17 protein-coding genes are annotated in these 23,948 nt (G+C 37.5%); 3 read left to right on the top strand and 14 right to left on the bottom strand.

Going from position 1 to position 23,948, the window contains the following annotated elements; translation table 11 throughout:
* Nucleotides 1–147: 147 nt before the first annotated feature.
* From PHO71_RS01195 to PHO71_RS01210, 4 genes are all read right to left on the bottom strand, one after another.
* Nucleotides 148–3,984 (bottom strand): TIM-barrel domain-containing protein, encoded by a 3,837-nt coding sequence (locus PHO71_RS01195; protein WP_300197685.1) that lies wholly within the window; start codon nt 3,982–3,984, stop codon nt 148–150.
* Nucleotides 3,985–4,018: 34 nt separating this feature from the next.
* Nucleotides 4,019–5,101: a glycoside hydrolase family 88 protein gene (locus PHO71_RS01200; RefSeq protein ID WP_300197688.1), complete on the bottom strand. Its 1,083-nt coding sequence runs from the start codon at nt 5,099–5,101 to the stop codon at nt 4,019–4,021.
* Between the two features lie 147 nt (nt 5,102–5,248).
* The gene (locus PHO71_RS01205) at nt 5,249–6,022 is read right to left on the bottom strand and encodes a radical SAM protein (RefSeq protein ID WP_300197691.1); all 774 of its coding nucleotides are present in this window, start codon (nt 6,020–6,022) and stop codon (nt 5,249–5,251) included.
* Nucleotides 6,023–6,170: 148 nt separating this feature from the next.
* Nucleotides 6,171–8,222: a helix-hairpin-helix domain-containing protein gene (locus tag PHO71_RS01210; RefSeq protein ID WP_300197694.1), complete on the bottom strand. Its 2,052-nt coding sequence runs from the start codon at nt 8,220–8,222 to the stop codon at nt 6,171–6,173.
* Between the two features lie 155 nt (nt 8,223–8,377).
* Here PHO71_RS01210 and PHO71_RS01215 point away from each other — a divergent pair, with 155 nt between their 5' ends.
* The gene (locus PHO71_RS01215; RefSeq protein ID WP_300197963.1) at nt 8,378–8,953 is read left to right on the top strand and encodes a DUF4294 domain-containing protein; all 576 of its coding nucleotides are present in this window, start codon (nt 8,378–8,380) and stop codon (nt 8,951–8,953) included.
* An 88-nt stretch (nt 8,954–9,041) separates the two neighbouring features.
* Here PHO71_RS01215 and PHO71_RS01220 read toward each other — a convergent pair whose 3' ends face one another.
* Nucleotides 9,042–9,569, bottom strand: a complete 528-nt coding sequence (locus tag PHO71_RS01220; RefSeq protein WP_300197696.1) for an RNA methyltransferase — start codon at nt 9,567–9,569, stop codon at nt 9,042–9,044.
* 491 nt (nt 9,570–10,060) lie between these two features.
* Here PHO71_RS01220 and nadA point away from each other — a divergent pair, with 491 nt between their 5' ends.
* Nucleotides 10,061–10,999: a quinolinate synthase NadA gene (gene nadA, locus PHO71_RS01225; RefSeq protein WP_300197699.1), complete on the top strand. Its 939-nt coding sequence runs from the start codon at nt 10,061–10,063 to the stop codon at nt 10,997–10,999.
* A gap of 323 nt (nt 11,000–11,322) precedes the next feature.
* Here the strand turns inward: nadA and PHO71_RS01230 are convergent, their stop codons facing one another.
* The 7 genes from PHO71_RS01230 to PHO71_RS01260 all read right to left on the bottom strand — a co-directional run bounded on the left by PHO71_RS01230 (nt 11,323) and on the right by PHO71_RS01260 (nt 21,042).
* Nucleotides 11,323–11,586, bottom strand: coding sequence for a hypothetical protein (locus PHO71_RS01230; RefSeq protein ID WP_300197702.1), 264 nt, complete (start codon nt 11,584–11,586; stop codon nt 11,323–11,325).
* Nucleotides 11,587–11,590: 4 nt separating this feature from the next.
* Nucleotides 11,591–14,914: a DUF6443 domain-containing protein gene (locus PHO71_RS01235; RefSeq protein ID WP_300197705.1), complete on the bottom strand. Its 3,324-nt coding sequence runs from the start codon at nt 14,912–14,914 to the stop codon at nt 11,591–11,593.
* Between the two features lie 13 nt (nt 14,915–14,927).
* Complete coding sequence (locus PHO71_RS01240) at nt 14,928–18,584, bottom strand: hypothetical protein (RefSeq protein ID WP_300197708.1); 3,657 nt, start codon at nt 18,582–18,584, stop codon at nt 14,928–14,930.
* A gap of 114 nt (nt 18,585–18,698) precedes the next feature.
* Nucleotides 18,699–18,794, bottom strand: a complete 96-nt coding sequence (locus PHO71_RS01245) for a smalltalk protein (protein WP_300197711.1) — start codon at nt 18,792–18,794, stop codon at nt 18,699–18,701.
* Between the two features lie 286 nt (nt 18,795–19,080).
* Nucleotides 19,081–19,584: an HU family DNA-binding protein gene (locus PHO71_RS01250; RefSeq protein WP_300197714.1), complete on the bottom strand. Its 504-nt coding sequence runs from the start codon at nt 19,582–19,584 to the stop codon at nt 19,081–19,083.
* A gap of 172 nt (nt 19,585–19,756) precedes the next feature.
* A complete protein-coding gene (locus tag PHO71_RS01255) occupies nt 19,757–20,677 on the bottom strand; it encodes a DUF4373 domain-containing protein (RefSeq protein WP_300197716.1) in 921 nt (306 codons plus the stop codon).
* 41 nt (nt 20,678–20,718) lie between these two features.
* A complete protein-coding gene (locus tag PHO71_RS01260) occupies nt 20,719–21,042 on the bottom strand; it encodes a hypothetical protein (protein WP_300197718.1) in 324 nt (107 codons plus the stop codon).
* A gap of 437 nt (nt 21,043–21,479) precedes the next feature.
* Between PHO71_RS01260 and PHO71_RS01265 the strand changes: the two genes are divergently transcribed.
* Nucleotides 21,480–22,193, top strand: a complete 714-nt coding sequence (locus PHO71_RS01265) for a helix-turn-helix domain-containing protein (RefSeq protein WP_300197721.1) — start codon at nt 21,480–21,482, stop codon at nt 22,191–22,193.
* 121 nt (nt 22,194–22,314) lie between these two features.
* Here PHO71_RS01265 and PHO71_RS01270 read toward each other — a convergent pair whose 3' ends face one another.
* Both PHO71_RS01270 and PHO71_RS01275 read right to left on the bottom strand, forming a co-directional pair.
* Nucleotides 22,315–23,166 carry an OmpA family protein gene (locus tag PHO71_RS01270; RefSeq protein WP_300197723.1) on the bottom strand — a complete coding sequence of 284 codons (852 nt, stop codon included), beginning with the start codon at nt 23,164–23,166 and terminating at the stop codon, nt 22,315–22,317.
* A 187-nt stretch (nt 23,167–23,353) separates the two neighbouring features.
* Complete coding sequence (locus PHO71_RS01275) at nt 23,354–23,935, bottom strand: non-canonical purine NTP diphosphatase (protein WP_300197726.1); 582 nt, start codon at nt 23,933–23,935, stop codon at nt 23,354–23,356.
* Nucleotides 23,936–23,948: the final 13 nt, after the last annotated feature.

The raw sequence follows: 23,948 nt of genomic DNA on the forward strand, positions 1-23,948 counted from the left end.
AACACAAAGAAGAGATTTTTCGTTGCACTTTGAATGTCAATTTAATAACTGCCATAGTTATTATATCAACCTCACTTCATCAAATAAAAGTTTATAAAGAATCCGGGCTTTCAACCCGGATTCTTTATAAACTCAACAGAGTAGATCTTAGAATTGATACATCTTCAATTGTTTATCAACTAATATTCCATCCCTCATCTGCAAATCAAACTTAACTTTGCGTTTTGCTTTGAGCTTTAAGATAAACAATTCTTGAGATCCTGCCAGCAATTCTTGCTCTCCTATATTAGCAAATGTAGGATAAAGAGATTTCACCCCATTCGTATGTAAGCGGTCGTATGTTAGATTTTCCATCGCTTTCATATTCAACGGCTCTATACTCACAAATTCATAATCATTCTGATCATAAGGCAATGCAAAGCTAAGTGCATTTACTGATTGAAGTTGGTTTCCTTTTACATGAATTTCTACGATTTCATCTTTTTGATATACCTGCTTCGGAGTACTGATAGATAAAGAACCTGCCACGTTCTGCACAGCTTTCTTATCAACGCCACCTTCAAGTTGTGTTGCTACTACGGAAATATCATACGCATCTATCAGATTATTCATATTAATATCTCCTTTACTGATATATCCTTCATAATCCGAATCTCCACGGCGTAATCCGGTATAATTCATATAAGAAGTAAGATCATTACGGTCTATCTTACCATCATTATTAATATCACCTTGCAAATAACTGCTGGTTCCCGGTACTTTAAATACATATATTTCACGACCCGAACCGTAATTTCCAACACCTGCCGTAACAGTAAGTTTGATATATCGGGCAGAAGGATGTTTCGTAAAACTGAAAACTTTTACATCTGCATTCCGTTGCCACTCAAAAGTACCGGCTTCTGTCCAGTTTTCCTTATCCATACTATAAGATACTGTACCTTTCAACAATGTACCATTACCTGCGTCCGTACGAGGCAAATAATGGAATTTATCCAGTTGATTGACAGTCTTAAGATCAATAATCAAATCCAGTGGTATTGAATTAACGCTATATTTTGTATGCCAGACATCTCCCGATTCAGCAAAATCAAACAACCGATTCACTCCGGATCCTCCTTGTGCGGCAGCAGATGATTCACCTTCAATATCATATATCGCAAACTCTAATGGATTCTCCTTCGTAGTAACACGGATCTCTGACCAATCAGATACACCGTCTTTATTAACTGCGCGTACCTTAAATAAATAAGGTGTCTCGGCAGTCAGATCTTCAAATAATAATTCTGTATCCTTTATAGTAGTATAAAGCATTCCGTTAAACTCTATCTCGTAAAAATCAGCATTAGGCACTTTATCCCACGTTGGCTTCAAAGTATATGCTTCTCTATTCTGTTCAGTCACCTGAGCATTTTGAGGTACTATTAAAGTTCCGGTTGTCACACGATAACTGTTGGACGGTTCAAAATGGAAACCTTGCATCTTTAGCATAACCGGACTAGAAGATATATCCGTAGAAGCCAATTTGACACGTAATTGTGGATTCTTTGTAATCTTTACCTTTTCAAATTCACTTCCTTTGGTTGCAAACTTATTTAGGTTAGGAGAATCCTCATACCAATAGATATTTTCTCCTTTTAGAAATTCATCAATGGTATTCACTTCAATCAGTTTCACCACTTTGTTTCCTATCTTAGCCTGAAGTTTATTAGGTTTCTCCGTTACATTGATACGTAACTCAGTCGCCTTTTCTGTAACAAATCCATCGAAATTTCCTTTTGTAGGATGAATAGTGATAGTCACCCGATTCTTACTGTTTACTTCTGATTCAATCAGGGTAGTAGCCGACTTTCCTTCACGGTAAGCTTCCGTCACACCATCATCATCATATTCCACAACCGAAGAATGCTGATACGGATAGAATTCATAAATACGAAGCGACCGATCAATCTCGTTAACATTATTATTAGGATTAGTCATCGAAATAATAGCTCCGTTCTTTACAAATACTGGCAACTTCCAAATGGGTACTTCAAAGTTATTCAAAATCCGGTTACCCTCATATTTCTCTCCACTGAAATAGTCAATCCAGACACCTTCAGGAACATAAATACCGTTACGAATATCATTACCGTCTTTATCACTTCCGGTATTTTGATAAACAGGAGCCACAAGAAAATCGGTACCATACATATATTGGTATTGCGTAGCCGGTCCATACGTGTAAGCATTCGGATATTCCAGTAACATAGCACGGATAAGAGGCAATCCGGTTACCGCTTCCTTAGCAAAACTATACGTATAAGGAATCAATTCGGATTTCAGCTTCAAATACATTCTATTAATGGATGCAGCAGGTTCTCCAAGAGCATGAGGATATTTCTCATTAGCTCCCCAACCATCCATATTCAGCTGCATGGGAGTGAATGTTTTCCACTGAAAATCACGAATATTAACCACTTCATTCTTACCCCCGAAAATTCCGTCCATATCCGAACAGATATTGGGCTGACCGGAAAGTCCCGAACCAATATAAGTTGGTATATGAAAACGGATATATTCCCACACACCTCCGGTCTGATCACCAGACCAGATTCCGGCATATCGCTGAGTTCCTGCCCAACCATCCAATGAGATAATAAATGGACGGGCATCACTTCCATAGTAAGGCATAGTATGACCTACATCTGCCACACCATTCAGTCCGAAAGAATATCCCGCACCTACCCAGGCTACATCCGTTTTCAGTACACGTACCCCTGCATCACGAACCTCTTTAACAATATCACGCTGCAATAAAGCACTGACTCCCGTTTTAGGATGCAAATCCGACTGTGTCCAAAGTCCGATTTCCACTCCATTCTTACGGGCATATTGACCTAGACTTTTTAAATTTTCAATATTGCCGTCCAGTGTTTCGGTTTGTCCATATCCCGCTCCATAACCATCATTCGGTAATAACCACCCAAGAGGCATATCATGATTCTTATATCGATCAATCACAGCACGGGCGGAAAACTGATAGTTATTTTTTTCGCCATTCAATGATTCTTTGATTCCACCATTATCTTTCTGGCTCTCCTTATAGCGTTTTCCATCTTCAAACAGAATGCCATTCGAATCTTCTTTCCAATAGTCGCGGTTATAAGCATTCAGATGTCCTTCGTAAAAACCAAACTTAGGCAATAACACGGGAGCTCCGGTCAGTTGATAAAAATCATTCAGCAGAGCAACTGCTCCATCATCAACCATATAAAAAATATCCAGGTAAGAAGACTCATGAAAGAGCTTTACTCTGTCCTTTTCCGTAGCTCCAAAATCATATTCTCCTTTCTTAAAAGTATACCACATCACTCCATAGCCTTTTGTACTCCAATAGAAAGGAGTAGGAGAAGCTACTCCACCGTCCGTCCAACTATTCTGGTTCTCAATAGCAATAACTTTTCCTTTATGAGAGAAACGTCCGTTCTGTACTCCCCCTCCATAGAAATATTCATCGGGGTGTTCTTTTAAAGTCACAGTCACCTTTTTCGGATCGAATACCACCGGAGCTACCTCTTCAATAACACATACGTTAGTATTCAAGTTAATTACTTTCATCAAACCGGTTTTCTTACTGAGTTCTACCTTTACTTTATCAGTAATCAGCGTTACAAGATCTCCTTCTTCGCTCACAACCAACTGAGAAACCTTACGCCGAGGACAATTGACAAGTATTTGCGCCTCAGGAGTTGCCTCGGGATCACGGATAATACCTCCGGAGTTATCCTGAAAAATACGAAAAATATTCTCTCCATAAAAGTCAATCGTCATTTGCTGATGATCGGAGAATTGAATATCTACCGCTGTCGGATTTATTTTCTTTACTCTAAGAATTTCCCTTTGTGAAGATTCTTGTAATACTTGTGCAAAACAACATAGATGTAAACACAATAAAACACCAATTAAAAGAAATCGCTGATAGGAAAAAATATTGCTTTTCATTCTTTATAATATTAAGATTAACATAAGTACCCGACTATTTCATTTTCAACATCTCAATGCCTGCCATTAAGAAAGCACCTACTCCATATACATCAGTCATATTTTCAGTCACTTGTTTGGGAGCGGCACCAATCGGTTGAACATATCCAAGCATACCATCTTCACGAACCCAGCTTTTCAATGCTTTCCATCCCTTCTGAGCAACTTTCTTATACTTTTTATCTTTCAAAATTCCTTGATTGACACCCCAGCCCAGTGCATATACAAAAAATCCCGAAGCACTATTTTCCGGGGTAGGATACGCTTCCGGATCGAGCATACTAGCATGCCAAGACCCATTCTTATCCTGACATTGAATAACGGCAGAAGCCATTTCTTTATAGATTTTCAGATAATAATCATAATTCTCATAATCTTTAGGAAGTGTTTGTAACAGTAAAGAAAGTCCGGCTAGTACCCATCCGTTACCTCTACCCCAAAACACTTTCTCACCATTCTTTTCGCGTTTAGAAATATAATTTCTGTCCCGGTAATACAATCCGGCACTTTTGTCATATAGAGAATCGGTAGTTTCTTTGAATTCCTTATTCATAAAAGTCAGGTAATTCTTTTTCGGGTATAGTTTATTCAACAATCCGTAAACAGGAGGAGCCATAAACAAAGCATCACACCATGACCAACGATCCGTCGAATTTTTTGCTCCTAACCATAGCTGTGCTTCCGAAGGATTCGACACGATAGAATCCACCCGTGCAATAGTTGGCCGGAGCATTGCACGATCTCCAAACTTTTCATACATACGGATATACATTTGTGCTACCGTAAGATCGTCGGCATGATAAAGCCGATTCAGAAATTTCCACTGATGTTTCTGTCCTATTTGGATCAGGAAATTATAATAACAAGAATCCTGTGTATAGTCGGCCCATTCTACCATACCACGAAATAAAGCGCCATTTGTCCAATCTAAATCGTGATGTCTCACTTGCGATTGATGCTTTATTTGCCATAAAGCAACTTTATCTATCAATTTACGATCCTGCTCTTTTCCATTTTTCGCTTCTACAACTGAAAAAAATGTAATCAGCATCAAAACAAGAATAAATACCTTTCTCATAAGTATCAAATATAACTTCCAGATTAACAATTATCGTTGTGTTTATCAGGCAAAAATACTAAAATTTATTGTTTACCAAATGATTGACAAGAAGAAAGGTAGTTTTAAACTTTAGTAAGTTGGTGAACCAATCATAAATAAACTTCTTTAATAGGAAGCCGTAGCCGAAATACCTACTTTTTCTATTAACTCTACAATCCGGTCTAGTTCTTCATGAGTAGCTTTTTGCAAATCATGATCCGGCGTTTCCCGGTCAATAGTATAAATCATCACTTGCCGGGGAGCAATTTCTTTCACGACCTCCAACCAGGGAAGCACAAAATCATCCGTAGTATTATTCATATCTTTACCAAGATAACTTCCTTTCAAAAACATTGTTTGAATAATACAATTGCCTTTGAATTCTTTTATCTTTTCAATGATCTCCCGCACAGAATATTTTCCATTAGGACGATCCAATAAATGAATATATTCTTCATTCACCGTATCTAACTTCAGGATGTTATTATCAATCTTATTTAAAGCTTCAAAAACAGCCGGACGGTTAATAAAAGTAGAATTACTCAATACACTTACTTTGGCTTTCGGAAAATATTGATCCCGAAGTGCGAGTGTATCTTCTATAATCTCCGAAAAATGAGGATGTGCTGTCGGCTCTCCATTTCCTGCAAAAGTAAATACATCAGGAACAGGTCCGTTCACTTGCATATCTTTCAGCTTCTTTTCAAGAGCTATACGCACCTCTTCACGAGTGGGAAGAGGTTTTTTGGCACGACGATCGGAATTGAAACCACATTCACAATAGATACAGTCGAATGAACAAACTTTACCGTCTTCCGGCAATAAGTTAATTCCCAAAGAAACCCCCAAACGGCGGGAATGAACAGGACCAAAGATGGGTGAAGGAAAGATAATAGTCATTTTATTTAAAATTTGACGATTTAAAATTTGACAATTAAATGCATATTTTCATGCATATATTGTTATTTAATAATCAAAAATATCTGTCATGCTGAGTCGGAATCACTTTAGAAAAGTGAAACAATTCGATCATGGCGAGCAAAGATACTTAAAACTTGATACGTAGTTGCATTTGTATATCCGCTTTTTTATTTCCACAAATTAAATCGTTACCGGAACCTATTTCATTCCGATCCAGATAAGTGGTTTCTCCAAATTTAGTTATGAACATCCAATGATCATTTAAGTCGTAACGAAGATGCGCAACACAGCGAAATCCCCGACCTTGAAATGAAGGAGTATAAAAGGTGTAAAGCAACCCTTTCTCTGATACATATACTCTCGAATCATAATCATCCGTACAAAAATAACTACCCTGAACTTCAGCAAACAGCCTGGTTCGGGGCAGTTGATAAGATATCATCTGTGTAGCCTGATATCCTAGGCTAGCAGCTTTGTCCTGAGAATAAAAATGATTATATTCTAAAGTTGTACGAAAAGATAACACTTCATTCAAAGAATAGTTCAACCGATATCGAAGTTGATGATGACAAATTGGAAGTATAACGCTACCTTTAGTTCCCGTCAAATCCCGCTCCTTTTGCTTATAACGATATTTCAAATACATAGACAAATTTTTTCGCGGAGTAAAAGTTGCCTGAATCAAACCATCTACTCCACGAGAATCTGTCTTATTAATTCTATATTTTTTCCATGGGAAAGAAAATAAGTCACACGATACTAAAAAGTTCCAATAACGAAAAGGAGAGGTTTCAACACCCAGATAATATCCCTGTTCATTCTGCACCATACTTCCTTCTCCAAAAGAATGAGCAAACATTGCCCAGTAATCATATGAATAAAATCGTTGTATCAACATCAGATGAGTTCCTTCCGTCAGTGAATACTGAAAACGGTTCAAAGAAGCCCAACCCTGTTTTCCTTTAGCAGTCTCCCCCTGAAAAGAAAAACGATGCCACCGATATGCATAATCAACACCTATATTGTAGAAATGATTTCCATGAAGATTATACTTGGAATAACCTGTTAATTCCGGTTCATAAGGCCGGTTGAAAACATAGTAAATACCTGTCATTCCCAGATGGATACGGTTCTGTTGATAACTTATATTTCCACCTGTTAGTTGTAATGCAAACAAGTGTTTCTTATCTGCCTCTTTCTGGCTTCGATGCAATCCTGTTTTATAAATTGAAGTTATTTCCCCGTCAGTGACCACTCCATCCATAGAACGATGTGAATAAAAACCGGAAATATCGAACTTATCAGTAACAGATACAGTTGCGGCTACTCCCCGAAAATAATTCATTTCATCAGTTGATGAATGCTTTTTGATACCTTTACCTCCGGTAGTAAAAGAAGAAGCATAAACAGTTTTCCCCATCAGATAATCAGTGCTAATCACTAATCCCTGACCAAAACTTAACCGATAGTTACCAACAGCCAATGATTTCAACCGACCACAATTTTGAAGTAACAGATAAAACGAATAGAAATCATAACCATAACGATTGTACAAAGCACCAAAGGGTTCTCCGGCATCTTTCTCAGCAACTATTCCAAAATAAAGTTGATCACCATACCGAAATCCATATTTAACAGAGTTATAAACAGAAGGCCCTAAATAGGTATGTTCATAACCTTTTCGTTTATAAAACGGTATATCTATGCGAGTTAGCACTTCATTCTTTCCATACTTTAATGCGTTTTTCAACATACTTTTCCACTGAAAAGAAGAGTTATTGTTAATAGCTTCCACACAAACAAAAGGTAGTAAATATTGAATAGTTTGCCTATCCATATCCTCCACCAACTGTAGTTCATAAAGAGTCTTCATTTGACCATGAACATATATATAAGCCAATAAATGTTCAATCTGTATATCTCTTAAAAAGGGAAATTGTTCTAGTTGTTCACGAGTAGCTGCATTCAAATTAACAGGTTCTTGCAAACGAACAAAAAGTTCCTCCAATTCATTTTCCCAGTTAGTTTCATTAACAGAGTTATCAATATCATTATTAACAGATAAATCTTCAAGTACATCATCTAGAAGGCTCTCAGGGTGGTCTTGAGCACTACAAGCAGGAATAATTAACAGGCTGTTTATAATACTTATCAACCATAGTAGTTGATTTCTTTTCATATGAACTTATATTTATTTTTCCAGCCATTAGAGGAAAAAGTCTGCGAAGTTACTTTAAATAGGTTAATGCCACAATGAAAAGTTGAGATAATAAAAAAAATATGAAGATAATATCTTATTTTTGTGGTGTGAATAAACGACTTAACATATTATTAATGATAATGTTTGCTATGATCTGTTCACTTCGTGTACAGGCTCAGAAACAGCAAAGCATTAATGGATATCGGGTTCCAATGTGTATCTATCAAGGAGATACCATTCCCTGGGTCCAGTTAAGACCTGTTTATATCTTCCGTCCTTTAAAATTTAAGAACGATAAAGAACAAATGGAATATAACCGACTGGTACGGAATGTAAAAAAGGTATATCCCATCTCTAAAGAAATCAACAAAGCCATCATTGAGACTTATGAGTATCTTCAGACGCTACCTACAGAAAAAGCTCGTCAGAAACATATCAAACGTGTTGAAAAGGGATTGAAAGAACAATATACCGCCCAAATGAAGAAACTATCTTTCGCTCAGGGAAAACTGTTAATAAAGTTGGTAGACCGCCAAAGCAACCAAACCAGCTTTGAACTGGTAAAAGCTTTCATGGGACCGTTTAAAGCAGGTTTTTATCAAACATTTGCTTCATTATTCGGTGCCAGTCTGAAAAAGGAATATGATCCGTTGGGAGAAGATAAACTAACGGAACAAATTGTTTTGATGGTAGAAAGCGGACAAATTTAGCAAGCGTTATAAACAACTTTTATAAGCTGGTTATTAAGTAATTAACATTGATATAAACTACTTATTAACCAGCTTTTATTATTCATCATCAACTAAGTTTCTTGAATAAATCCCATATCACAATACCTGTTGTCACAGAAACGTTTAAAGAATGTTTTGTACCATACTGAGGAATCTCTATACAACCATTCGAATGATCAATGACTTCTTGCTGAACACCTTTCACCTCATTCCCCATTACGATAGCATATTTCTTTGTTTTATCTAATTCTAGCTTATCAAGCATAATGCTACCTTCTGCCTGCTCAATGGAATAAACAATATATCCTTCTTTCCGAAGGTTATCAACCGCATCAACAGCGTTATTAACATACTTCCAATCCACAGTAAATTCTGCACCCAAAGCAGTTTTGTGCATTTCAGGGTGTGGAGGAATAGCTGTTATTCCACACAAATAAATACATTCAATACGAAATGCATCTGAAGTACGAAACACCGAACCTATATTATGCAGACTACGAATATCATCCAACACAACTACCAGAGGCAGTTTCTCAGCCTGTTTAAACTCTTCCGCAGTGATGCGGTTCAACTCAGTTATCTTTAGTTTTCTCATGCAGTCATTTCTTTTAATACATACTGGTTACAAAAGTAATTCTTTTCTGTTAAGAGAGGTGTTGATAACGGTTTAAAACCTGTCAAAACATTCAGCAAAGATTTTTAAAAATAGCCCTTGCATTATTCAAAAGAAGGTGTAAGGGACTATCCTTATTAACATTCCAAAAAAGTAAACCATAACTTTCTACCTCACCTTAAACACATTTTTCAGTACTTAATTAGCTATTTATATCTATAAAGTTTTTAACTTTGCATCTTATCAACAGGAAGTGAATAGCTTTTTCTTGTTCCATCAAAGCTTTATGATAATGAAGTATATAGACAATATATAATCTATTTTTCATCCGTTCATAATGAACTAATAAAGTAGAAGAAGGAACTAATAACTTATCCGGCAAGAAAAACAAGATTTTTTTTCTAACACTATTAACAGGCTATTATCACTAACAAAGGATTTTTTTTTAAAAGGAAAGAAAAAAGAATATTATTATGAATGATCTAATAAAAGCTATTAACGAGCTGAAAAAAGAAAAGAATGCAATCATTCTGGGTCACTACTACCAGAAAGGTGAAATACAGGATATCGCCGATTACGTTGGTGACAGTCTGGCGTTGGCTCAATGGGCTGCAAAAACAGAAGCAGATATTATTGTGATGTGCGGTGTTCATTTCATGGGTGAAACAGCAAAGGTGCTTTGTCCCGATAAGAAGGTATTAGTTCCTGATATGAATGCTGGTTGTTCACTGGCAGACAGTTGCCCGGCTGATAAGTTTGCACAGTTTGTCAAAGAGCATCCGGGATACACTGTTATTTCGTATGTCAATACGACAGCTGCTGTGAAGGCAGTAACAGATGTAGTCGTGACTTCCACCAATGCGAAGCAGATTGTGGAAAGCTTTCCCAAAGATGAGAAAATAATTTTTGGACCGGATCGGAATTTGGGTAATTATATAAACTCAGTTACGAACCGTAATATGTTACTTTGGGATGGTGCTTGTCATGTGCATGAACAATTCTCTGTGGAAAAGATCATAGAACTGAAAGCGAAGCATCCTGATGCAATCGTATTGGCTCATCCCGAATGCAAAAGTACAGTATTAAAACTTGCCGATGTGGTAGGTTCTACAGCAGCTCTGTTAAAGTATGCAGTAAGCCATCCGGAAAAGAAATATATTGTAGCTACTGAATCAGGTATTCTGCATGAGATGCAAAAGAAGTGTCCGCAAACCATGTTTATTCCTGCTCCTCCGAACGATAGTACGTGTGGGTGTAATGAGTGTAGCTTTATGCGGTTAAATACGTTAGAAAAGCTCTATGAGTGTTTGAAGAATGAATCTCCTGAAATTACGGTAGATCCGGAGATAGCAAAGAAAGCTGTGAAACCTATCCAACGGATGTTGGATATTTCGGCAAAGCTGGGATTGTAGAATATAAAAATACTTCTAATTTGGAAAATGAATTCAAGAAGATAGACTTTATTTTTTCATTTAGATAAAATTAAAAATCATTGAAAAGTTTGTTCTCAAACATTCCAATGATTTTTTTTTATACTTAGATAGATAAAAACAAACTTCTCGCAGTTTAAAATGAACTATGAGATTTGTATATACTATTGTTATTGGTAAATACGATTATCCAGTAAAATGGGTTTTATTTCAAAATAAATATATATAATCTAATTGAATGGTATAATATGTATTGATATCCAAATATTTAACAATCTAATGGATAATCCCTAAAATGCTTTAATTCAAGTCGGTTTTAAGAAAACATATTTCTCATATGTTTTAGCCATTTCTATTAATTCATCTATGGCTTCTTTGTCTTCAACTTTTTCTTCTAATAGCTTTCTAACATCCTGTTTAGTGTTAGCTATCTCTATAAGTAATTTACTAATTGAACGCCAGTCATCATCTGACATACTTTCTTTCTCTTCCTTTTTGTTTCTTAGTGCCCAAATATCAATATAGCCTTCATAAGCTTTGAAAATTTCTACTTGTCTTTTAGTAATCATAATTTTAATGTTTTATTATTTTGATATTATTTTGTTTTAAAATGGGATATTCAATGGTGTTCCATACACTATTGTCAGCAGCCCCTTTTGCATCAAGGAATACATGAGCAGTGCCTTTTGCCCCTTTTGCATACGCAGCTGATAATCTTTGCCACATTTTCGCATATTCAGCAGGAGATGCATCTTGTACTAAATTAGTCAAATTTTTACCTGCACGAGTCATATTAAGTGTTGTCATTCCGTTGGACGATGCATATTCCATAGCAGCATTCATTGCTTCATCTCCACCAGACCAAAACACTCTAGTTTGCTTAACAGCTTTATTTGTTTGAAATATTTTGGATATCCAGTTAAATCCACCGCTTGCTCCAATCTTCCCAATACTCCAAAATGCAGCCCTTCCAACTCCCGCCCAAGCAAATGACGATGCCACAAATTTCACCGCCTCCTCTTCCAAAGGACGTAATACCGCATCTATATCCCGGCTATTGATAGAATTGAAGAGTCTTGATTGGTCAAATGCGTCCAGAGGGCTATTTCTTGATAACAAGTACCTTTGCATTCTCAAGTCACTCTGTATTGTCGCGAAGATATCAATTGGCGAACCAGAGAAGTATATTATTCTGTTCTGATAGTAGTTTACAAAACCTCCTCCTGCCATTGGTGAAGCAAATGTGGCTCCTATATTTTTGTATCCGTCAATTGCGGCACTTCCCGCTTTCCAAGTAACACTGCCGTATTGATTCTGATACCAATCCATTCCATTGGGATCAGTATTGTTTACAGGATTGTTACCGCAATAATCATATGAACTGAAACAATAATACTTTTCTCCCATCGGATCCACCGTATGCCATCTTCCTATCGCCGCATCATACTGCCTTGCCCCGTAATCATACCAATCCAGTCCTTTAGTCCTATCCAACTCCTTGCCATTATACTTATAAGGCTGCACACTGGCATAAGTTGTAAAGACCCCTCCGAACGGATAGTAATGGTTCGTCTCCTCCACCTTTCCATCCTTATCCACTACCACCCGGTTATTTCCCTGATGATCCTGAATAAAATAATGCGGTTTGGCATCCTTCGCCGTTATATACCCATCCTCGGTGAGCACCTTGACCAACACCCCATTTTCATAGACCGCACTGTTACAGTAATCAGTCGTTGTTGTATTACCTGCTATAATACGTGTCGTCCGTAACTTCGTTCCATCCGCCGCATACAGATACGCAATACTATTACCATCCTCAAACTGAACCTTCTCAAGCAAATTTAAACAATTATATTGTATTGTGGTAATTTTTTTGTTTAAATCTTTAGTTAAATTACCATTTTCATCATAAGTATATTCAGTTTCCGCATTCGCCCCGTCTTTGAACTCAACGCCATTTCCATACACCGCACTCGTAGCGTTATCTTTCACCGCCTTCAGCTGGTTCCCGTTGTAAGACAAAACAAGATTATCAATCAAACCATAAGCGGTTGCCGTCGTCTGCCCGTAACGCGAAAGCCCCAGAATATTCCCCTGTTTGTCATACCCGGTGACCTGCTCGTTGAAACGATTGACATTCAATGAAAGATTATCCCCTTCGCCATACACGGCATTCTTCAATCTTGAAACTCCGTCATACGTGAATTTGTATCCTCTCGCAGTGGTTTCGCTTCCCGCTTTCCACGTCATACTACTGATATTCCCATTGAAACAAGGAGTTCCCGTCCCATCGGTATAACGCAGCGTCTGTGAGAAATACGGGCTTTGAATACCTGTCATCCACCCGCGGATATTGTACGAGAAAGTTTCCCTGGCTCGTTCTCCATACTTTTGAGCCGTCATCCTGCCTATCGCATCATACTCATAACTAATCTTATCGGTCACTGTACCATTCCATTTGTATTCTTTAGTCAGCATCCTTCCACGATTGTCATACGTATAAGCCGTTTCGCACACAACCGTTCCTATTGCTTCCCTCTGCTTCAACGGATTCCCTACAAAGTCGTACATGGTATTTACATAACTCAATCCTCTTTGCGGATGATTGGATACCGTTTGTACCGGCTGGCATTGATCGTCATAATACGTAGTAGTAGTCACCCATTCCTCAGTACCGAGTACTCTGACTTTCGTACTAGTCGTCAATCCTGATACACTTTGATAATAACTCTGACTGTATCCGCTGACCGCAGTGAACGGATGCGCCGTCACATTTCCTGTCGTTTTGTAATTATCATATACAGTATATTGCAGGGGAGTCTTTGTACCCACCGGCAAATACTTCTCCTTCTTCCATGCTTCCTGTTGTAACTGTTGATGCGTCGATGCGTTGGTAGTGGTGATTTCTCCACTTTCAATCTCCCTATCTTGTTCATCATAAACAAAATAACTCCATTTCTTTGCGTTAGCAACCCGTTGCTTCCCATCTTGGCTCAATACCAGTCTATCCTTCCAGTCATACACCATATAAATCGGCTTACATCCCGGCAGACGTTTCACTATCATACGATCCAGTTGATCATACTCATAATAGTAAGCCAATTTTTCCAATACCGAAGTATTGATAGTCGTAGTTGTCAATTGACTACTGGCTTGCGGTGGCAGCACATATCGTAGCTGATTTCTATCATCATACACGTAGTATGTTTCCATTCGTTCACCACCATCGAAGGCTACCGTTACTACCGTTTTGTCGTTGTTATCTGTAAACGTCTCAGTTTTATGACCATCTTCATCTGTGGCTGTTGTTTTCTGTAATGTACCTATCGGGTAATGTCCGTTCAATGAAAGAGTACCATTTGTAGAAGTCTTATACAGCCTTACTTCCTGGTTTTGGTTCACTCCATAGCTAATGTTAGCACTTTTAGCATTGGTATGCCATGCTTTGCCCGGTCCCGTCTGTTGCGTAACCCGTCCCAGTGGGTTTTTCTCATATTGGATGCGGGTGAAAGCGTAACTTTGTTCCTCCGCTCCATACACATTCCAGTTAGAAGAAGCTAGCATATTGGCATCAAAAGCTCCGTTGTTTCCTCCTTTTACATAAGGAAGATATTCTTTCTCTACTTGTCCAAGACTACTGTACTCATGCGGAATCACCAAATCTGAGTTTCCCGATGGATTTCCGGATACTAATATTTCCTGCCATTTGCGTCCGAAACCGTCCGAATAAGTAATATCATTTACGGATCGTGCGTTACTTCCCGTCTGGGTTGTTGCGTCTATATAAGTCTTTTCCGCCCTATAATTACGTGTGCTTGTATAGGTTGTCGTATTCTGTCCTTTTCCGAATAGAAAGAAAAAAAGCAGACAGATAATCATTTGTATTCTTCTCATGTCGTGTTTTATTTTATTGTTTGATAATTCGGTTGTATGTATACTCTTTCAATACGTTTCCATATTGATCTTTTGTTTGGATAACTTTTCCTGCTGCATCGTATGTGTATAATTCAACGTTACTGCTTTGATCGAATTGGGCATACACTGTTCCATCCGCATTGTAGGATGTTGCTTTGAAAGAAGCTCCTTCCGGTACTAATGCCATATACATTCCTTGTGGATTAGCCGTAACAGATGTTACACCTGTATATGAACTTAAGTCGATATCGTATACCTTTAGTAAGGATGAGTTGTTACTTTCAACAGTATACTTAGTTTCGCCTCCTGCGTGAGTGATATATCCCGAAGCACTATCTGACCCTTTCAATACATATAGTTTCAATTTTTTAGAATCAGGAAGTGAAGTCATCTTGATAAAGTATGTGTAATTTAAAGGGCTTTCAACGCTATATTTATCCAAAAATAAATATTCAAAAAGTTTCTGTCCATCATATGAAATAAGATTTTCTAGTGTATCTATAAATCTTCTAAGTGGTTCGTATTTAGGATAGAGTTGGATAAGCCGTGTATACTCTTGTTTGAATTGTCTGAATATCTTTTTCTCATCAAGAGAAATGATATCATAGTAATTTTGTGCTTTATTTAGATCTGTATTACTTTTTATCATTTCTTCTCCAAATGAAATAATGAAATTGTGTTCCCGTGAGTTGAAAAAATATAGAAATTGACCATCTTTGATATTGCTAGGTATAGTTGCTAATATTTGTTTGGAATATCCATAAGCACCTTTGAAATTGCTTAATGACATTATGAGATCTGGTTTGACAATCGTTCCACTTCCTTCATTTTTATAACAATCATCAGCTGTAGCCCCTATAGCATTGCATTCCATGATTAATTTTCCATAGTCATCGTATGCATAACTCATCTTTGCTGTTCGTTCACTTTTTTTTACCGGTAACTTGGAAGTCTTGTTGCTAGCATACTGATAAGTGGCAACCAATGCATAGTTGCTTTCACCATAAGTAAACAACTTTGTTTCTTTTGTAGTTGAAGAATAAGTTGTCGGAGTGGTAGGTATATACATTAATGCTTCGGTTGGTGCAATGAAACTTTTTCCTGACTGTTCATTAGCTTGATATCGCAACACAGTTTCATTGATTAACTGTCCGTCACAAATAGTCAGCTTTTTCACTATGGGAGAAAACAAATTACTTTGCTTCATTTTATCGATGACCGGATCAACACCATCTGCTATATCTGTTACTCGTTTGCAAACTTTAGTGAGAACATGACCATCTGATCCGGTGTACGAAATCGAAGTGGGAAACATGGACTTTGGATTATCATACTGATAATTAGTCTGGCTATAGGGAGTTTTTTCATCAAATTTGTATTCCACTTCTTCTTTCAACACTATTTTGCCTCCATAAGGTAGATAGTAAAATTTGGAAGCATTTATAGGAGACAGGCGAGGTTCAATATTGTTTTGATATAGTTCATCTCCTTTGATATAATTTGTCGTCTGAGATTTGTAATGACTTTTCAAAGATTCTCCATCCAAATAATAATCTGATGGTTGTATTTGAGGAAGCTGATTACTGTAGGCAGATAATGTTTCGTAGTTGTATTTAGTCATTTGTTGTAAATTTCCGTTGGTATCATATACAGCCTTTTCTGAAAGTAGTCCATTTATCCAAAACGGATAAATTGTATTTGTAGAAGGAGAGGCTATTTGGTAACGGTAGGTATTCATTCCCTTACCATGCATCGTTTCTGTTACATATGGATAATAAAGTCCATTGTTACCCATGTTTATGAGAGGATGTCCTTCCGGGCGTACTCTGTCATAAGTGATTCTATCACAAAATCCTGAATAACAAACATCAACATTATTGGAATTTGAATAATATACACTGATACCCGGTGCGGGGTATCCATACGAGATGGTATCATTCCGGTTACTTGCTTCATCATTAAATATTAATGATTTTAGTCGGATTCCTCCATAGTTAGCACTCGCATTGGCTTTATTTTTTTCATATTCGATTCCAATTTTTCCACCATCAGTAAGTGTTATTCTTTTCAATGAATGCATGGCGGTTAGCATTTCGTATTCTTTCCCGGATGCATCTCGTGCACTACAGTAGTCCCAAAGATCGGACTTCACTCCATTTTGTATCTCTGGAAAATCAGAAAAAGTGTAATAATCAAATTTAAAATTGGATATCTCTTTTCCATTCTTGTCAGAAAAAGAAACTTTTTTCAAGTCTTTGTCATATTGCGTAAGTTGGACAGATGAGAGAAGCACTTCGTTGCGTTGGTAAATACTGATTTTGTTCAAACATTGGTTTGTTATATTTTCATATGTAAACCTTACAATATGTTCCGGAGAAATAATCGTGCTTAGCAAAGGTGAAACTACGTCGTAACGAGTTCCTCCACTTATTTCTTTGGTAGTAATGTTTTTAATCTCAATTAAACAATTATGAACCATATTTGCGGCATTTTTCAAACACGCTCCGGCTCTTATTCCGGGATCAGGTAGCATATAACAATAATCAGCTAGAGATTTTAGTGTGTTTTCTAAATTTTCCGATGCGGAAGTCAATTCTTTGATGTTCGCTAGTGTACCAATGATCCTGTTATTTGACTGTACAATTATATTTTCAAGTGGTTGAGAAAAACATGTGCCATGGATGATTATTACACTCATTTGCGCATCAACTTCTTTTAATAGTATTTGTTGAGAGCACATTTTTAAGTAATATCGGGCTTCTTCAATTTGGGCTTCATAACCTGCTTGATATTTCTTGAAATCAAATGGCTGTTCTTTCATCGCTTTGCCATAAGTATAGTTCATTGTATAAGAATTCCATACACTTTGAGTATTGATTCTATCTTTTGAACAGTATGCTGAATTTTCCACATCCGCCTTATAATAGAACTCAATCGGAGCACCGTTATAAGGAATAATACGAGTAATATGCCATGCCGAATTATACGAACTGTTAGATAGGGCATTCGTAGTAGAAACATCCACACGTTGAACATCCGTATTCTTCTCGACTTGTCGATAGATATAACGGTTTCCATTGTTATCAGTAATGGTCCATCCAGTAATATTACCAGAGGTAGTTTCGCATTCGATACGTACATCCGTTTGTTCCAGTGGTTCAGTATATATCCGTCTGTTTACGTCCATACGAATGATAAAATCCACTTTCTGCCCGTTGAATACAGCCGTGAAAATATCACTTTCACCATCTCGTTTGCGAAGACCTACAGTCTTTGCATCTTCTTTTAACGGTGTGGAATTATTCTCCGTTCGTAAATAACCAAAAGATGTGTCTTCATCCGGGAAACCTCCGCGCATTGTGCGAGTAACAATTCCACCCGTATTAAGGCTCCAATTATATCCGATCAATCCGGAGACATCACTTCCCTTCACTCCCTGCGCAATATAGTTTAATGAAATTGGTAGCGCATAATCCCCCGATTTTAAGTTACATATAGGAACGGTATAATTAAAAATCCCCGTCGAATAATCCACCATTACATTTTTCTGTTCCGTCAGGTTTTTTGCCTGATCTCCGGGTTTAAAATCTTGTGCCCATCCATTTGTTGTAATGAGTAGGAGAAATAATAAATATGTTATTCTTTTCATGATTGTGTTTATTTATTAAGTTTTAAATGAAAGCCGGAAGTTCTTTTCCAGTGTTCAGTTCCTGTTTAAAGGACTTCCGGCTTATAGATAAATGTTTGTTTATTACTGTACAGTCTACAGATTCATAGCGTTACCGCCCAGTGCTCCAAGTACTGCCGAAGCCACTGCAATAATTGCTTTCAGGATCATGTCCCATGCTGATTTCTTCATTGCCATCGTTTTCTTACCTCCTTTCCGGTTCTTTAAATAGTTTAGTTTACTTCAGATAGTAGTTTCACCCTGGTGTATGGATATACTTTCATCCTTCGGGAAGAGCGTACGATTCCCTTTCATGACGATATTATGCGTCATGATCAAATTGATATTCAATAGGTAGTCAGGTGATTACTAGTCCGGTTAAGTTCTCAAATCTTTGTTTTCTCGTTAAGTCTTTTTAGCTTAGTCGTCTTTCTAGTCAAGTCATTCTTATTTTCGTGTTTGTGCAGGACGGCGAGGTTTACAAGGTAGGATCTGGTGATTCACCCCCGTCATCTCCTCCTGTATCCGGCTTATTTGTTTCTTCACCCCCGGTGACGGTAGTAGACGAGAGCCGGTCATAGCGTACACATTTTGCTCCTGTTACCATCGAACGGGTGGCTAAGGTCCGGTCTTGGTTTCTGGTACAGGCAGGTTGAAAGCGAACGGTAAGCGTAGCTTGTGCGGCACTCACTTCATTGGCTGTTTCCACTCCTTTCCCCTGAGCAATCATAACCATGCGGAATGTTCCCAGTCCGTCTAAGGTTACGCTTTCCGACGTTTGAAGATGTTGTGCTATTACTGTCACCAGATTGTCGAGTGTATTTTTCACATCTCCTGGTGAGAGAGAAGAATAAGCTGCTATCTCTTTTGACAGTTGATTGGTAGCTACATTACCGGCACGTACTACGCGGGGATAAAATAATTTTTTTCCATTTTCTTTATTTTCCAGTTTTGACTGGAATGGTTTATATAATACTGGCATAATTGTAATTTATTTTAATTATTAATAGTTTAGTTGATTTTGTCTTTAAGCTTATTGACACTACAAAGATAAAGCAATGTTTTTGGATGAGCAAGCAATTTTAAAAGTGTGCGTTAATAAGTTCGTTAATATGTATATGTTGTTGATATATAATATTTTATACTAAATATGCTTACTTGTTTACTACACTTAACAGGTAATGACCGGGTAGTTTGATTTTCCCACCACTATCTCGGATGTTACTGATCCCTTTCCAGACCGGACTGCCAATTATTCCGTAATTACTTTTTAAAATAATTGCATATTGCTCAGGGGGAGAAATGCGATAGAGTAGCAGATTATCCCGAAGCCCGGATAGGTTACGGATCTGTCCGTCGGCAGGAGCTTGCATACGGTCGATATCTTCTTGTGTCAGATCGCCTTTCTTCCTTTTTGTAGTTTCATTGGTTCCTCCTCCTTCGTCCCCTCCTTTGGCAGAAGGAGGGTTAGGGAGAATGTTTTCTTTCTTTTCTTTTTCTTTTCTTTTTATGATTTCAAATTTTGTTGCAATAATCGGATATTCCGTTACATTTTCAGGGGATTGGGTTACTATATCCTTGGTTTCTGAAACATCATCTTCTTCATAATTGCTAGTTTCATTTTCTATTTCCTGTATTTTAGAAGTTGCTTCCGGAGTTAAGGAAGCCGTCTTTGCCGTTCCTTCTTCCTCCGGTAGTAAACGGTAGATAGAAGTGATGGGCAAATGATTCCTGCGTTTGGTAATGAAAAGATATTGCCGTTGGATATCAGCAGATGTCAGTACATGGTATTGTTTGTATATATCCGAGTCGAAGAAGCCGTATTCGGCGGCTAGTTCGAGAACGCGGTGGACGGTGTCGTTGTCTGTATTGAATAACTGGTCAGAAAGTTCATCGTAGAATTCATTGTCGGCACGAACGTAATAACCCTCACCGGAATAGATGTAAGACAGTGCATATAGTAAGATGGTGAAAGCAGAATCACCTTCTCGTTTCATGATGCGACGCACTACTCGTTCGTTAATAAAATCTGTGTTTAGTGGAAAATAGTCTAGTCCTTGTTTTATCCTTCCCATAATAGGTTTGTTTTAGTATTTACTGTATTGTTTTCATTTTATTAAATATCTTGCTCTGCTTCTATTGCCATGAGTTTTTTTCTTTTGCGTTCGATGCTCTCTGAAACAGTATCAAGGGCATGGCGAATGAGTTCTTTTCGCACAGCAGGATCTTTGATGAGGGTAATGACGGGATATGCTGTTTTTTCTTTGTTTACGATATTTTGTTTTTCTACATTGCGGTGGTTTCGGTTAACGGACTTCCGGCATTCTTTACAATAGTTTTGAGGACGATTTGTTTTCTTGTCCAAATAAAAAGCTTCTATAGGAAGCATACGTTTGCAACGTCCACAAACGTGGAGAGTTAATTTTTTTGAAGTTTCCATGTTTTTATTCATTTTAAATTATTAATAAATAGTTGGTTATCATATACTATGACTTTTGTAATTCTTTTATTAGGATTTTCTTCCGTTCTTCATTGTCAGCTGTTAATAGTCTACTTGATAAGTATTAATATTCCACGTATTAACTATTAATACTCTACACAATAGCCATTAATAACCTACATTATCTAATTCCTTCTTTTCACAAATCAATGGAGAAATTTTCGAAAATATTGCATTATTTTTTGTTTTCTCATGGTTTTTTCGTTTTTAATTTATATTTTTGAAACGAATTAGTGATATTTGTACTACAAAGATAAAGTAAATTTCATTTAGAGAACAAATAGTTTTAGAATTTAATTCTCAAATATTTTATAAAGTACTATAAATGAGAGATTAATGTGTTTATAATTATTTACATTATATTTAAACAATAACAGATGGATACATTTTTAGATGTTACAGCAATTGTGAATCGTGCCAAGCAGGTTCTAAATTTTAAAAGAGACAGTGAATTAGCTGAATTTCTGGGAGTTTCACGGGCTACATTATCAAACTGGTGTGCTCGTAATCGGATTGATTTCCCCTTATTGATTGATAAGATGGGGCGCAATATGGATTATAACTGGTTGTTGGTTGGTAAGGGAAATCCTAAACATCAACCGAAATTCTGTAATGATGCACTGGCACAGGGAGAAGTGGAGATAATTCACAATCCAAAAATAAGAGAGGTGATAAACGATCGTAGTGTGACGCTGTATGATATCACGGTGGCAGCAAATTTAAAGACTTTGTTTACGAATAAAAATCAGTATGTAGTGGGGGAGATTCAGATTCCGAGTATTCCTTGCTGCGATGGGGCAATTTATGTTAGCGGGGATAGTATGTATCCGATTCTTAAATCGGGCGACATTGTAGGATTTAAGGAGATAAATAGTTTCAGCAATCTGATTTATGGGGAAATCTATTTGGTTTCGTTTACTATTGAGGGAGACGAATATTTGTCGGTGAAGTACGTAAACCGTTCGGATAAGGAGGGATGCCTAAAATTGGTTAGTTATAATACTCATCATGAGCCGATGGATATTCCGTTTGCTTCTATCAATGCAATGGCGATTGTGAAGTTCTCTATCAGGAGGCATATGATGATGTAACGAGTGGAAATGTTTAGGCACGGATTTCATAGATTTTACAGTCTTAGTTAATATAAGAATCGTGTTTTCTATGAAATCCGTGCCTAATTTATAAATTGCACAAGTCTAAATCCGGTTTCCTTTATTTTGTGTCTTCAGAATTCTGCAACATCTGGAACAGTTTATCCAGCTTCGGAGCCATGATAATCTCCGTACGCCGGTTCTTGCTTCTTCCTTCTAGTGTTTCATTATCATCAACAGGCATAAATTCACCTCTTCCGCTAGGCTGTATCTGCAACGGATTGACATCGTATTTTTTAGTAAGTATACGTACTACAGATGTTGCACGTAGTACACTTAAATCCCAGTTATCTTTGAATATTGCCGTATTGATAGGCTTGTTGTCTGTATGCCCTTCGATAAAGACATCAATATCCGTCTGTTTATTCAGTACTTGAGCCAATTTGCCAAGTGCTTCTTCACCACGTTTGTCAAGAGTGGCACTTCCCGACTGGAACAGAAGTTTGTCGGACATTGCTACGTATACCTTTCCGTCTTTTTCACGAACGGTCAGTTCTTCGCTGCTAAAGCCTAATAATGCGTCTTTTACACTATTCAATAACTTTTGTACTTTGTCATTTTGAGATTTAATCATTTCCTGCAGCTCATTAATGGTACGTTCCCTTTCGCTGAGTTCGTTTCTTTTTTGGCTTAACAGTGCGTTCAGTTTCTCCTGCTGGGTCATGTTAGAGTTCAGCATATTCTGATACTCACGGATGCTGTTTCCCATTCGAGTGGTATCTTGCATCAGGTTTTTAATCTGTGCGGACATCCGGGTTCCCTGATCGCGGCAGTTTGATAACAGCGAATGTAGACTATCTCCGCTCGCAATAGCTGCTATGCGTCCGTTTTCTGCAATCATGTATTTCTTTTTAGTCACACATGATGTACACATAAGCAATGTAACAAGAGTAAGTAATGTAATTTTCTTCATCGAACTTTAGTTTTATTTTTTGCAAAGTAATAATTTTCTCTGGAAAATTACAAGTATCTTATGTAAAACTCTGTATTATTAGGTAATGCATCCAAATTTATTGGTCATATGCACTTTTCTAAAGTGATGCTTACTCTGAATAAAAGATAGTATTAACTAATTGTGAATAGTTACATATCAATCAAGATCAGCGTTGCAGGAATTCACAGAGTTTCTGTACGGCTAATGCCCGGTGGCTGATTTTATTTTTTATTTCATTTCCCAACTCGGCAAAAGTCTGTTCATATCCTTCGGGTTGAAAGATCGGATCGTAGCCGAAACCGGAATCTCCATGTTTCTCTCGGGTAATTTCACCTTTTACTACTCCTTCAAAAAAGTACTCCTTTCCGTCCAGAATTAGTGAGATGACGGTACGAAACCGGGCTTTACGGTTTTCTTTTCCTTCCATTTCATGGAGAAGTTTGAGCATATTGGCTTGTGAGTCGTGACCTTCACCTCCTGCATAACGAGCAGAATATACTCCCGGTGCTCCGTTTAATGCTTCTACTTCCAATCCGGTATCGTCACCGAAACAATCCAGACCATAGTTTTCTTTTACGAAGGAAGATTTTAACAGGGCGTTTCCTTCCAGTGTGTCAGCCGTTTCGGGAATATCGGTATGGCAGTTGATATCGTTCAGACTAAGTAGTTCGATCTTATCGCGTAAGATGGCTGCTACTTCTTCTAATTTATGAGCATTGTTGGTGGCAAATACGAGTTTGCGTTTCATAGGGCTTCTTGCG

It is taken from the genome of Bacteroides sp. (genome assembly GCF_028690125.1).
GTDB lineage: Bacteria > Bacteroidota > Bacteroidia > Bacteroidales > Bacteroidaceae > Bacteroides.